Consider the following 13,801-nt stretch of genomic DNA (forward strand, 5'->3'; position numbering starts at 1 on the left):
CGTTTCTTTCAGCGCGCTCTTCGAGCCCCACGGGTATTTTCCTCAAGTTCGCGTCGGAAATGCCGAGGCCAAACGCTTGCAGGGCGCGATACGCGCTCTCGCCGTCTTTGAGGTAGAATCGCTGTTCGGTGACCGGATCCACGTACCACGCCTCTCCATGCTCCTCTGTCTGCAGGAATATCTCCCCTTTGACGCGGTGCGCCAGCGCGGTGTTGATGCTCAACGTCAGGCGCTTTTCCGTCTCCACGACTTGCCGCTCAAGGTCTGTGATCTTCAGTTCCAGTTTCTTAATGCGCTCGCGCAGCTGCTGTTCTTCTTTTCCGTTATTGAGCGTCACCTTTTCTCCCTGTTGAGGTTGCACATAAACTATATTCTCATTACTAGTAAATCCCCCGCCGCCAAAATTCTGCACTTGATCTAATCCTTTAACTAACCGACCATTGACCCACTCTGCAGTAGTAGTAGCAGTAGATGAACTATTACCGTAAGATAAATCTGACCAGATAAAATGACCAAATCCAATCAAGTCAATATTACTCGCTGAGGCAGGTGCGGGGACGTCTTCACCCGCGTTACCTAAAAGTTTGACAGTTAGAGAATAGTCATTTGGATTAGTGACTTGCACGTTAGCTCTGAGTTCATAAGTCTTGGCTGAACCAGCGGGTACGACGCGGTACTCTCCACCTTGACTGGTGCCATCACCGTCGGTATCAAAAAGCACTTCTAATGAATTACCTCTTAGAGACGAAATGGGTGTGCGGGTTAAGTTGGTATGGTATGACTCTTCAAAGAGCTCAAAATTACTCAAATTGACATTATTTTTTCCTGTATCAAAGCTGAATTTATATAAACCAATGTCGCCTTGAGCATCAGCGAAAACATTAAAGCGATACAAGACTTGATTACCATTTTGCAGTGTAGAAGCTAAAGCCTGTTTAGAAACCACTGGTACTGATTTAAAGAGGTAAATACTGTTCGTCGCATAACTACCACTCTTTTCTGTGTCTCCATATATTCTGCCCGTGAGCTTACCACTTACCGCTATATCCCTGGCTGGCAAGGTTAAAATAAACCCACTGCCAGAAATGGCTGGATAGTTAGGACCGACTTGATTAAAGTCTGCTTTAATGGTGATGGTTTTGGCTGACCCGTGGGGCACGTTGATAAATTTACCAGGGGTCAACCAGACCAATAAAGTATCTGTACTGGTAGGTATTGCTTCAGCTATCTTAGTACTACCGTCGTAGAGATATAACTTGTTAATCAGTTTACTCAAATCACCACCGTTCAAACCCCGAGAAGCAAAAGTCAAATGAGAGATAGAAACATCCTCTAAGGTTGATTCCAGTTTCATGACACCGATGGTGACATTAGTGCTGCCACCAATATAATTTGCACTGGGTGGATTAGTGGCGTCAGGAGATAAGGTTAGTCTACCCATGGAGACCACAGTGACTAAAATTCCGTTTAAGGGATAACTACCCCCTACTTTCACAGCATTATTAGAGCTCTGACCAAAAGCCGAAATTCCCGCATTATTGGCAATATTAAATTGATGGGTGGTGCCCGCTTCGGCTGAAGCAGAAACATCGCCCCTTAAATTTAAGGTCTTTTTGGTTCCTTTGGGGATAACCAAGGGTTGTGTTAAAACAATGGTGGTAGTGGAAGTAGTCCAGGCTGTTCCATTAGATCCGCCGCCCCCGCCGCCACTCACCGAATCGCTAATAACGGTACCTTGGTCATAGAGTTTAATATTAGTGATATAACCCTGAATATTGGCTTTAGAGGTCTGATGAATAAAATCAAAACGGGTCACACTAATGTCTTCACTAGAACCAGTGGCATCTAACCCGATATTAGTGAACAACTTGTCTGTTTCACCCGCTAACACGCTTAAAGCAGGGCTCACATTAAGAGCTGAAGCAGTCAGCTTAGGCCGCTCTTCCCTTGTCGCTAAATATATCTCAAAACTTCCGTCATTGTAATTTTTATCGTATCGCAGGGGGCCTTCAAAAGCAAATTTCCAGTGAGTCGCATTAATAGTTTCTATCTTGAAATTCAAAGGATCATTGGAATAGACCGGCCCGTAGAATGTGTTCCACCAGGAAGATTTCAGGCTTAAGAGGAGATTGTCCCCTTTCTTAAATATACCAAGGCTCAAGGGCGGCTCTACCGCGGGATATTTGCCATAGTACTGCGCAATCTGTTTCTCCACCGGCGAGAAGAGACTGATAGTTGTTCTTTCAGCTGCGTTATACCAATTCATCTTGAAATAATATTCGCCTGCTTGAGGGATGGTGATCCCCTTTTTCTTCATAATGCAGGCGTTTTCGCTGCAGCCAAACGCGCATTCAAATTCACCTCCCTTTGCCTGATCACAGCGCTGAGTGCTCTTGTTGCAATAATATTCTGTGAGGCACTTATTTGACCTGCCGCTCGCATCCACGGCGACGCAATTATCCTCATGCGCGCCAAGCGCGTCAGTGCACCAGCCCTTGGTGTGGTAATTGGCTCCGCCATCAGAATCAATACAGGTACTGGTGGTAGCTGAAACAACCGTCATTGGATTACTCCAACCAAGAGGCACTTGAGTAAAATTAAACTCTGGTTGGGTAGGAAAACTGAGATTAGACATACCTAGAGAAATCTGATGGCCGATTACCGCTAATTTACTAATCTCTGCTTTGATTTCCCATACCTGAGAAGTGCCATTGGGTATAACAGTAGCCAGTCCAATAGAGGTTCTTCCACTGGAGTTAAATTTCCCTGTTCCAATTAAAACTCCTGCTTTGTAAACATAAACTGCTTCTACATCGTTAATACTTGCTTTTGAAGTATCTAAATCAAGAGTAAGGGTTGGGAGATTAAAGACTCCTTTGTCAACGCTAATTCGGTAATTTACCAAACCTATATTGGTGCTCCCAACAGAGATATCTCTAGAGATTGGCGTTGAACTGTCATAAGAAAGCGAAACGGCAGCTGAAGTCGTAAGACATGCTCCGTCCTTGCAGCCATAGGAGCAGGTAATCCCTTCTGCTTGTAAAATTCCATTTACATCGCAATATCCTTCGTTTAATTGCTTGCTCGTCGCACTGTCAAAACAATGATCATAATGAATGCTGTAATTCAAAGTTGAATCATAACGACCGCTTGCTTTATTTGAGTCTTCTCCAAAAATCCAGCCGATTTGTTTATCATTGCTATATAATCCTGTGCTTTTGCCTTTTACATAATAATCTTTTCCGCCGTCCGAGTCGGTGCAATCGGTATTTGTGCTGACACTGCAGGAGATGTTATGAATTGCTTGGACATTATTAACGGTGCAGCCATCCCCTAAGGTTTTACCACACCCTTTATATTCTCCGCTGTGCTTGTCAAAGCACACGAAGCCATAGCCTTCCGCTTTGCAGATATCAAAATATTTCTTTGTTGAGTCTCCAGCTCTTAACTCAACGCAGGTTTTAGAAGTATCGGTGCTGCCGACATAGATATATTTCTCCATTTTATTATTGGATTCGTTTGCCTCAACCACAATATTTTCTGAATCTATTTTGACCTGCACATGGACGGTGCCGGTATTTTTGTCGCCGGTAATGTCCTGAAAGTTATTAACCGTGCAGCCAAAGCCCGAGGTCCAGCCCGCATTAAGCGTCCCTAATTGAGTGTTACAGCTTTTATATTCATTACCCGCAATATACCATTTGAGGAAAGCGCCGGCGGGGATAGCCACCTCGCTGTTATTCTTGGCGTCAACGGAAAAAGTCACGGTGTCGCCCGGTAATATGGTGGATTTATCAACAGTGATATCTTTGGTAAAGAGCAAATCCGGCTTCGCAGAAGTGTCAGCTATGGTTATTGTTTGCGCCAAAGTGTTATTGGCTTCATTGGATTCAGTGATATCATTTCCACTATCCACTTTTAGGGTGAACGTTATATCTTGTTTAGTTAAAACATTTCTATCCCAGGCAGGTTGGTGCTTGAACGTATAACTCTCACCGGCTTTAAGAGATAAAATATTACTCCTGATAAAACCGTTGCTCTGGTCAGGTAACACCGTGTAATAGAATTCGCCGGTGTCTTGTGAGCCGATATTCTTAATGCCAATAACAATTTCTAAAATATCATATTGAAGCCATAGGGAATTGTCGGGGTGAGTTAAATTTTTTATCTCAAGCGTTGTTGGGATTAAATCCGGTTTTTGATCGGTTGCCGCGCCAACAGTAACTGTTTTAGTTAAAGTATTATTATTTTCATTTGATTCGCTTATGCTGTTTTCCCAATCAATTTCAGCTAATACTCCATAAAAACCGCTTTGCTGGATATTAAAATAACTAATTGGATAGCCATCAGTATTTTTGCATATGCCCGGTACAGGAACTAAAAATCCATAATCAGTACCGCCAGATTTCCCTGTATGAGTCTTGCCATTGGCCGTCATCTTAAGATAAAAAACTTCCATAGCGCCTGATTCTCCAATGCCTTCGTTGCAATATTTCACTTTGAGCAAACCGTTCTCGTAATAGATGTCTTTAACGGTTAAATCCGGCTTTCGATCTGTTGCCGCGCCAATAGTAACAGTTTTTGTCAAAGAATTATTATTCTCATTTAACTCAACTACTTCATTGTCCTCATCAACTATAAAATAAAGATTTTTTTGGCCAGCACTGCCAAGAAGGTCTGCTCTAATATTCTCATCTTGCATGGTAGAGAATATATATTGCTTTGATTCTCCCGGTGCAATGGTGTTGCCACTCTCATCCCATGGGGTGACTGCCCCAATGCCTGAAAGGGCAGCTTGAACGCTGTTGGCGCCACCTGGCAAGCCATTTAAATAAACACCGATTAACCCATATGGTTTTAATCTGCCATCAACAATATCGTTTGTCCTGAATTGCGCTTTAGCTGTGCCAATGTTTTTAATTGTCACCTTGCCGCCAAGAGAATAATCCCCGACCTTGGGCGTTCCTGATATGGTGACATCGGTAATGGTTAAATCAGGCTTCTTGCTTTCTATCGGCGGCGGAAGAAGGGTCTTGAAATTCAGTCCCAATTCAGAAGAGCTTAAAGATTTGGTGGCGTAAATATTGCCCTGCTGGTCATAGGAAAAGAGGCTATAACTGTATATGGTGTTGGGATTCAGGCCGGTAAGTGCGAGAGAATGCGCCAAAACAAAATTGGTGTCTTTGGCATTTTTAATACTATAGATTGAACCGCCATAACTGACATAATCAACATGGCTATCTGCCAGAAATGCCGTTGTCCATTTCACGGTGGCAGAAGTGGCGGTGATGTTTTCAACTATAATGCCAATGAGATACATTGGCAATTCAACAAACTTACTTAAAACATTATTGGTTTCATTTGATTCCGCGATGGTCTTCTGCCAATCAGCTTCAGCCACAAAGGAATAGCTTTGGCCAGCCGTCAGATTAAAATAAGCCACGGGATAGTCTGACAATGTTTGGCAATTACCCGGTCCAGGCACCTGGACAACATAATTAGTATTATCACTGGTGCCGGTGTGCGTTTTGCCATTGGCTGTCATTTTGATATAAAAAGTGGCAGGGTAACCGCTGACCAGAGGTTGGCTGTTGCCTTCATTGCAGTATTTCACCTTGATGACGGAAGCGTTGCTGGAATAACCAGTGTAGATGTCTTTAATAGTTAAATCAGGTTTCTTTTCTACTGGTGGCGCAAGGGTCTTAAAACTATAAGAAGCCGATTCCGTATTGTTGGTGCCGGTGCTGTCGCCTATGACGGTGACGCGATAGTAATAGGTGGTATTCGGCAGAAGCGAAGTCAGGGTAATAGCGTGGTCAACTTTTGCCACATTGTTGTAGGCGCGGAAATTCCGGCCTTCAACAGTGTCTGTCGGGCCATACCAGATCGACGAGGTGACGGCTCTGTCGGTGCTGAATTTGATCAACGCTGAGGTGGAAATGATTTCCGTGGCTTTAATATTAGAAATCACTGGTTTTGAAGGAGTGGGGGCGGGTAAAATAATAGTGAAAGGCGTATCACTAGAATCGGCATAGGAACAATTCGGATGCGTGTACACCGCACCGGCACAGATCAATATTTTGAACTGGTTACCGGCTTGGAAATAAGAGGAGTGATTAGAAAATTCAGCTGGATCACGAACAGTATAATTATAAGAGTTGGCACTCAGATACGGCTGTGCAAGAATAACGGCTTTTGAAATATCTTGGGCTGGCACGAGATAAATAGCCGCATAAGGATCATTGATATTCACGGAGTTCCACGAAATTGGGTACGTCTTCCCCACCTCCCATTTTCCCCCGTTATTTGGAGAAAGAACTTGAACTCCTGGCAGGCACGCGCCGTCTTGACAACCATTGGGGCAAAAATAACCCTTCGCTCCATAACTTACTTTATCAATACAATAAAATTCCGTTAAATTAATTGGATTGCCTTTATCATCTTGCCCGCCGGTGGAACAATAATCACTGCTATAGCCGTTACTATTCCCGTATACACCGGAAGTAGTTCCTTTCGTATTAAAATTTTGGCCATTATCGCTATCCGTGCACGAAAACTGTGAACATTTTTCATATTCATGGGTATGATCGTCAAAATATGCCCAGACGCGGCGCTGGCTGCCGTCGGTATTCGTTTTCCAATCAACGTCGTCCTGCCCCGGCACGTACCATGGCGACCAACTGCCGCTGAACCACTGGATGCGGTATTTGAGAATTTCCGGGTGAGTGGTAATGTCCAAACCCAAGGACTGATACGCGCTGCCGCCCAACGGCGCTTCCGAAACAACCGTGGAACTCAAACAAGTGGAATTTGAACTGGCTGTGGTGGCATTACTTGGTTTAGCCAGATTAAACAAAAAAAACAAGCTCAAAATTGAGCTAAATACTAATACTCCCAATAATTTGCGTGGTACGAAAAACATACAATACATTTAGTTTATAATATCATTGAGTATTAGTATTATACCACTAATTCCTCCTTTAATCCAGCCTTTTTGGCCGCCTCTACCACGATCTCCTCCGGCACCACGACCTCTTCCTCCTCCGGCGGGCCGACTGTTTCTGCGTGCGCTTTTTCCGACCACGCAGCCGCCTCAGTCGCCTTCGCGGCCCTTGCCGCGACACCTTCCTCTATGGTCTTTCCAAACAGGGACATGAACAGTTCTATGGAACGGCTCGCTTCATCGTTCGCAGGAATCGGGTATGTAACCACTTCGGGATTGGTATTGGTGTCGCAGAGTGCGATCGTGGGCACTAGTTTGCGGCGGGCTTCCCGCACCGCGGTTTCATCATAGATAACGTCAGCCAATATGATGACTTGGGGCAGTCCTTTGAGCGTCCTGATGCCCCCCACCGCCGCGGTGAGGCGCACTCTCTCCCGTTCAAACATGAGGCGCTCCAATTTCGTATACTTTGCCTCCACCTCGGGAGACGCGAGTTTGTGCTCGATGTCTTCCAGTTTCTTAACGAGTTTCTGAATGACCGCAAAATTGGTGAGTGTGCCGCCCAGCCAACGTTCGGTCACATAGGGCGCATTCACGCGGTCAGCCGCTTCTTGCACATGCTTGCGCGCCTGCGGTTTCGTGCCCACAAAAAGCGCCACGCCCCCGCCTTCCACCACGGTGCGGAGGAACTCAAGCGCTTGTTTCAGCTTTTCCACCGTCTTCTCCAAATCAATAACATGGATGCCGTTGCGGACGGTAAAAATGTATTCCGCCATTTTGGGATGCCACTTTGTTTCCTTGTGGCCAAAATGGACGCCGGCTTTTAAGAGTTCGGTCAAAGTTGGCAAGGTTGCCATAGATGTTGCTCCTTTTATACTCTTTTCCCCTGAAGCGCGCCGTGCCCATATCTTAGGAAGAAAGGGAGGAGCGGTGCGCGTGAAAAGGAGAAAGAGAGATGAATAATACTTAAAGAGAATCTACCACAACTATAAGAATTTGACAAGCCATTCTCTTTTTTGCTACATTACTCAACATGAAGAACAATATTCATCCTGTATATTATCCCTCAACCACCATTACGTGCGCATGCGGCGCGAAGTACGCCACTGGATCTACCGTAGAATCCATGCATGTTGAAATATGCGCCCATTGCCATCCTTTTTATACCGGTAAACAAAAACTGGTGGATGCCGCACGGCGCGTTGAGAAATTCAAAGATAAATCGACACGCTCCACCGCGCTTCAAGCAGCGGCCATTGAACGGTCTGCGCGCAAAAAGGTAAGGGAAAAGGAGAAACAACAGGAAGCGGAAACGGCTATCAAAGCGACGAAAGAAGCAGAAGCCGCATCCAAAAAACACATCCGCCAGCCGGGTAAGTAACACCACACGCGCACACTACTCCTGAGGGGGTAGTGTTCTTTTTTGGCAAAATCCCAAATCCCCAATAACCAATTTCCAATAAAACCCTAAATTCGAAACATTGGTAATTTCCAATTTTCAAGTACCAATTTTCAGTCAATTTTCAATTCATCAATTTTCAAACGTTTGAAAATTGAGACATTGGGGCATTGATTGTCCCGCTACGCGGGATCCCGCGAAGAGGGAGAAATTGAAAATTGAGCATTGAAAATTTCTGGGCTGATTGGTCATTAGAGCTTGGACATTGGCCATTTATTTGAACTTTGGATTTACACGTTTATGTTAGATCTTCTCAAAAAAACCAAAGAGAGAGCGCAGGAAATAGAAGAAGCGCTCGCCCGCGAAGACATTCTTGCGGATCGCCACACGCTTCAACGCCTTCAAAAGGAATACCATCAGGTGAGGCGTATTCTTGACGTTGCTAAAATATGGGAATCCCTTGCCGTCGCGCTCAAAGAAGCCGAAACCACGCTCGCCTCGCTCGCGCTTGGGCGAAGCGGGCTCGCCTCAGCCGAAGACGAAGAGCTCTCTGACCTTGCCAAGAGCGAACTGGAAACGCTGAAACCCAAAGAGGCTTCGCTGCGCATACAATTGGTGGAACTGCTCACCCCCGGCGATCCGCTGGATGAGAGGGATACCATCGTGGAAATACGCGCAGGCACTGGCGGCGAAGAAGCGGCGCTCTTTGCGAGCACGCTCACGCGGATGTACCACCGCTATGCGGAAAAGCGCGGATGGACGGTGAAACACATTGATGAGAGCCGGACTGACCTCGGCGGGTATAAGGAAATTATCTTTGAAATAAGCGGCGACCGCGTGTATTCCTGTTTCAAATTTGAGCGCGGGGTACACCGCGTCCAGCGCGTGCCCGATACGGAAAAATCCGGCCGCGTGCACACCTCCACCGTGACCGTGGCGGTGCTGCCCGAAGCGGACGAGGTGGACATTGTCGTGGAGCCGAAAGATTTGAAAATAGAAACCTCTACCGCAAGCGGCCATGGAGGGCAGAGTGTAAATACAACCTATTCTGCTATCCGCATTACCCACCTTCCCACCGGCATCGTCGTCCAATGCCAGGATGAGCGGTCGCAGCAGCAAAATCGCGAAAAGGCCATGGCGGTGCTGCGCGCGCGCCTCTTTGCCAAGGCGGAAGAGGAGCGGCGCGCCGCGATCGACGCAGACCGGCGGGCGCAGGTAGGATCGGGAGAGCGGGCGGAAAAAATCAGGACCTACAATTTTCCCCAAGACCGCATCACTGACCACCGCATCAACATGAGCTGGCACCACATTGATGAGATTTTGGACGGGAACCTGGAGCTAATCATAATTGCCTTAAAAAACCACGAACGCACCTTAGGCGCCGTAAAAAAATAACCTATCCGTTGATGCGCGGCACAGCCCTGAATATATCAGCGGAATCGTATAGGGATTGAATATGTTATTTTTTTAAGCGCCCTTACAGAAATAATCCAAAATGTCACCGCTTCAGCGGGATCCCGCTTAGGCGCCGTAAAAAAATAACATATCCCGCCATTGGCATAATAGGTCTGATAAACAAGGCTAAACCTTATGCTTAAGTGAAATGTTATTTTTTTAAGCGCCCTTACCATAGAGAATTAGATTCAAGGAGCGGGACAAAATACAAAAACCAAAATGAAAATGTAAAATTTATATATTTTGATCTATCATTTTACATTTTGAGTTTTGCATTTTACATTCTAAACCTCATGACTATTAACGAATTACTCCTCTTTGCTAAAAAACAACTTGAACATGTCTCCCCCGACTCGCCTTGGCTCGACGCCGAGGTGCTTTTGTCATATGTGCTCCAAAAACCGCGTCCATGGCTCCTCGCCCACCAAGATCAACAGTTGAACAAGGTAACAATTCAGCAATTTAACCATTTAACCATGCGACGTACCCGGGGCGAGCCTGTCGCGTACCTCACAGGAGAAAAAGAATTCTGCGGACTCTCATTCAAAGTCAATCCATCAGTGCTCATCCCGCGTCCCGCTACCGAAGAGCTGGTGGAGACCATTGTTCAAAGGATACCCCCTCTCTGTCTCCCCCTTACCAAGGGGGAGAACATGGGGGTCTCAAGTAACAATCTATTCACCATCCTCGACATAGGCACCGGTTCCGGCTGTATCGCGATCACGCTGGCGAAACGTTTCCCCGCCGTTAAGGTGATTGCCACTGACATTTCTCGCGATGCGCTTGCGGTCGCGCAAGAGAACGCAACTCGACATGGTGTCTCTGACCGTATCACTTTCCTCCACGGCAATCTCCTTGAACCAATTATTACTTTTCTCCTAACTCATAAACTCACAGACTCAAAACTCATAACTATTGCCAACCTCCCTTACGTCCCCTCACCGGTCATAGCCGCAAAATCTGAACTCGCCCACGAACCCATGTGCGCGCTCGACGGCGGCCCCGACGGTACGGAAATCTACCAGCAGCTCATCACACAACTGTTAAACTGCTTACCTGATAAACTGTTACCCGAGCCGGCGGCGCTCTATTTTGAAGGCGATAATGCCATTATTCCACTGCTTTTAAACCTTCCCGAGACAAAGCAGCTTTCCCAGTGGTATACTGTAGAGCGACAAAACCACGTTCTTTCTCTTCACAAAAACCTCGAAAGGAGGTGAGAAAAATGAAAGAGAAAAAAATAAGGGTGGTTAGGATTAAAATTAATCATCCCTATATGGGGATACCGCGGGAAGTTGCTTTCAAAGAGATTAACTTTAATCTCAATGATATTGAGAATTTAAAGGCTATTGCTTTGGAAGAGGTATTCTCTGAAACGGGATATAATAAAGAAGACTTCAAAGTTGAAGTACTTCATGAAACTTAACCACTCTAACAAGGAAGGAGACACATCAATGGATGTACAGCTCGCATCTCCAAACAGAAAAGGCCGCTTCTGATCTAAGATGCCGGCCTTTTCTCTTGATTATATGAAATCCTCAATTCAATATTCTAGATTCACCCCGTCATTCGACGGGGTGCCCAGTCGGATGACTGGGCAAATTCCAACTTCTATCTTCTAACTTCTATCACCCTCACGGGCAAATCGTCGGATCAAAACTCTGCCCACCCTGCGTATATACTTCATACCAGCACGTGCGCACGCCTCCGTCATTTGCCATTATATTGGTATCAAGCTCGAGATTGGCGATAATCTTATAATGCGATCCAATACTCCTATACGCAAGGCAACCATTCGCGAGAAGATCCCTCACGCCTGCGGCTTTCAAAGGATCAATAGGAATCGGTTTGATGTAATCCCCAAGATGATTTACATACCCTCCGGTATCGGATTGTCCAGGGAGCGCATCCACGCAATTGAAGATCGCGCCGTCCGTACCGCTGTAAGGGAAATATCCATACTGCTGGTAATGGAGCTCCAATGCGTTCCTAAGCTGGGAAATGTTGCCTTTCCTGGTGGTATCGCGCCCTTTTTGCTTGGCATTGTTCACGTTCACCGCGACCAAAGTCGCGAGAAGCCCGATAATAGCCACTACCACCAGCAATTCTATTAGGGTAAAAGCGCGTTTTGCATGGGAGATAAAGTATGACATAGTGTAGTGATTTACTATTTTAAATAATTTATTAGAAAAAATTCTATATTATTGCTTAATTAGTAATTCCAACCTGTGATAACGTTTTGTTCTGTCCGCCACTGCCCTCAAGGAAAAAATATACGGTATAATCAGTAGCAAGGGGAGCGGCTGCAAACGTGTACTCACATGGGGTTGTGTTACCATGATTACATGCGACGGTAGGTACATTGGAGGGATCCTTTAAGTTGGTTGAACCGGGCATTGAAATGGTAATCCCGCCAGTACATTCAAATACCTTTCGTCCTGCTGCCCAGTTACTGCAACAACTTGCATAACTTCCCCCATTCGCGTCCAAGCACAACTCCATGGCAGAATGCAGCTGTTTCATGTCCGCGAGCCTCCTCGCATCCCTTGCCTTAACCCTCGCATTTTTAAGGGCAACGGCAGATAAGGTCGCTATAAGCCCGATAATGGAAATGACCACCAATAACTCAATGAGAGTGAAGCCCTTTTGAGCATTAAATATTCTGCGCACAGATTCCTTTATTAAGGAATAAAATATTAATCTTTTATCGCAGCTTCCTCTGCGGCCTTAGCCTGCTTTTCCGCTTTCTCTATCTCTTTCTCCGTCTTTACTTGCGTGAGGTCCGGAGCCACGGCCGCGGCAGCAGGAGCCGCTTCCACCTCTTCATGTTTCTTCTCAATATTCACCACGACCGTTTCCGGACGGGTGAGTACGTGAATTTGAGGAGGAAGGGCAAGATCGCTCACGCGTATCACATCGCCGATATTCGCAAGATGAGACACATCTACCGCATAATCGGGGATGAGGTCTTGGGGAAGGCATTCAATATCTAAATGGTTAAGGGAACGCACCAACACGGCGCCAAGCTCTTTCACCGCTTTGGCCTCTCCTTTGATCACGATCGGCACCTGGGTTTTCAGCTTCTCCTGCATGCTCACTTCCTGAAAATCCACATGAAGGATCTTCCCGCTCACCGGATCGCGCTGCAGGTCTTTGATAAGCACATTCGCCGCCTTGCCATCCACCATCAGGGAAATGAGGCTCGATTCGCCCGCTTTCCGGTGCGCGGCCTCTAGGGTGCTTAAAGGGACGCTTACCGCGCGCGACTTGAGTCCGTGGCCATATACTACCCCGGGCACCAGATGCTCCCTGCGCAGCGCTTTCACTTTCTTGCCGATCAATGTTCTTAGTGTCGCTAATAAATCCATATAAAATGATAATTCTATATCGTATTACAGTGTATACTTCCGTGCACTTTCAGTATGAAAACATTTCACACGGAATTGCCTGATTTATACACGGAAACGCGCTTTGTGGTGTTATGCTTTAACTTTGCAGAATTTGATGCATCTCTATCACGTCATCAAGGGTCACTTCTTCGCCCTTATGGAATCTCATCACTTCATCCCTTGAAAGATCGGTCAATAACCCTTGAGAAAAAGCGCCTCCCTCATCCAGCGTAATCAAAGCCACTATGGAACTGCCGCAGGTGTTGCAATGGAGATAAATAAGATGCGCATCATCACGCGCGTCAAGCACGGTCGTCTCCCGCGGCGGATAATGGCTTTGGCAAAGGGGACAATGGGAAATGAGCTGTAAACCCTTATGATAATGCCGATCTAATGACATAAATACTCATGGGTTAAGGAATTGCCGCAATTGTGCAAAGAATTTACATAACTTATTATACATAAATTCCCCTCGTATGGTCAACATACAGTCTTGTACAATACATAATGAGCCCCAAATGAAAACCGATTCCACCGCATAACGAGCCCCAAACCCTGTGGATAGCTCTGGCGGCAGGCAAGGTCTTCAAACCAAAAGTGCGAGTCACCATACTG

Annotated in this window: 10 protein-coding genes; 4 read left to right on the forward strand and 6 right to left on the reverse strand. The window is 46.1% G+C overall.

Translation table 11 applies throughout. The annotated features are described in order from the left end of the window. Both WC659_06910 and rpsB read right to left on the reverse strand, forming a co-directional pair. Positions 1–6,922: CARDB domain-containing protein (locus tag WC659_06910; GenBank protein MFA4873624.1), on the reverse strand; the 6,922-nt coding region annotated here is incomplete at its 3' end. Positions 6,923–6,960: 38 nt separating this feature from the next. Continuing rightward, positions 6,961–7,800, reverse strand: coding sequence for a 30S ribosomal protein S2 (rpsB, locus tag WC659_06915; protein ID MFA4873625.1), 840 nt, complete (start codon positions 7,798–7,800; stop codon positions 6,961–6,963). 176 nt (positions 7,801–7,976) lie between these two features. Between rpsB and rpmE the strand changes: the two genes are divergently transcribed. The 4 genes from rpmE (at position 7,977) to WC659_06935 (ending at position 11,223) form a co-directional block, all read left to right on the forward strand. Beyond that, complete coding sequence (rpmE, locus tag WC659_06920) at positions 7,977–8,324, forward strand: 50S ribosomal protein L31 (protein MFA4873626.1); 348 nt, start codon at positions 7,977–7,979, stop codon at positions 8,322–8,324. A gap of 318 nt (positions 8,325–8,642) precedes the next feature. Continuing rightward, entirely contained in the window at positions 8,643–9,737 is a 1,095-nt protein-coding gene (gene prfA, locus WC659_06925; GenBank protein ID MFA4873627.1) for a peptide chain release factor 1, read from the forward strand. 353 nt (positions 9,738–10,090) lie between these two features. Next, positions 10,091–11,017, forward strand: a complete 927-nt coding sequence (gene prmC, locus WC659_06930) for a peptide chain release factor N(5)-glutamine methyltransferase (GenBank protein MFA4873628.1) — start codon at positions 10,091–10,093, stop codon at positions 11,015–11,017. Between the two features lie 5 nt (positions 11,018–11,022). Continuing rightward, a complete protein-coding gene (locus WC659_06935) occupies positions 11,023–11,223 on the forward strand; it encodes a hypothetical protein (GenBank protein ID MFA4873629.1) in 201 nt (66 codons plus the stop codon). Between the two features lie 208 nt (positions 11,224–11,431). On the opposite strand, the gene WC659_06940 is transcribed toward WC659_06935, so the two are convergent. The 4 genes from WC659_06940 to WC659_06955 all read right to left on the reverse strand — a co-directional run bounded on the left by WC659_06940 (position 11,432) and on the right by WC659_06955 (position 13,586). Continuing rightward, a complete protein-coding gene (locus WC659_06940) occupies positions 11,432–11,950 on the reverse strand; it encodes a prepilin-type N-terminal cleavage/methylation domain-containing protein (protein MFA4873630.1) in 519 nt (172 codons plus the stop codon). A gap of 55 nt (positions 11,951–12,005) precedes the next feature. After that, positions 12,006–12,467, reverse strand: a complete 462-nt coding sequence (locus WC659_06945; GenBank protein ID MFA4873631.1) for a type II secretion system protein — start codon at positions 12,465–12,467, stop codon at positions 12,006–12,008. Positions 12,468–12,493: 26 nt separating this feature from the next. Beyond that, positions 12,494–13,165: a 50S ribosomal protein L25 gene (locus WC659_06950; protein ID MFA4873632.1), complete on the reverse strand. Its 672-nt coding sequence runs from the start codon at positions 13,163–13,165 to the stop codon at positions 12,494–12,496. A 118-nt stretch (positions 13,166–13,283) separates the two neighbouring features. Then, complete coding sequence (locus WC659_06955) at positions 13,284–13,586, reverse strand: hypothetical protein (protein MFA4873633.1); 303 nt, start codon at positions 13,584–13,586, stop codon at positions 13,284–13,286. Between the last annotated feature and the right edge of the window lie 215 nt (positions 13,587–13,801).

Source organism: Patescibacteria group bacterium (genome assembly GCA_041645165.1).
Taxonomy (GTDB): Bacteria; Patescibacteriota; Patescibacteriia; order 2-02-FULL-49-11; family 2-02-FULL-49-11; genus 2-02-FULL-49-11.

Bases quoted from the DNA above. Each gene is read 5' to 3' on its own strand.
- rpsB (MFA4873625.1), bottom strand. From the start codon at position 7,800: ATGGCAACCTTGCCAACTTTGACCGAACTCTTAAAAGCCGGCGTCCAT.
- rpmE (MFA4873626.1), top strand. From the start codon at position 7,977: ATGAAGAACAATATTCATCCTGTATATTATCCCTCAACCACCATTACG.
- prfA (MFA4873627.1), top strand. From the start codon at position 8,643: ATGTTAGATCTTCTCAAAAAAACCAAAGAGAGAGCGCAGGAAATAGAA.
- prmC (MFA4873628.1), top strand. From the start codon at position 10,091: ATGACTATTAACGAATTACTCCTCTTTGCTAAAAAACAACTTGAACAT.
- WC659_06935 (MFA4873629.1), top strand. From the start codon at position 11,023: ATGAAAGAGAAAAAAATAAGGGTGGTTAGGATTAAAATTAATCATCCC.
- WC659_06940 (MFA4873630.1), bottom strand. From the start codon at position 11,950: ATGTCATACTTTATCTCCCATGCAAAACGCGCTTTTACCCTAATAGAA.
- WC659_06950 (MFA4873632.1), bottom strand. From the start codon at position 13,165: ATGGATTTATTAGCGACACTAAGAACATTGATCGGCAAGAAAGTGAAA.
- WC659_06955 (MFA4873633.1), bottom strand. From the start codon at position 13,586: ATGTCATTAGATCGGCATTATCATAAGGGTTTACAGCTCATTTCCCAT.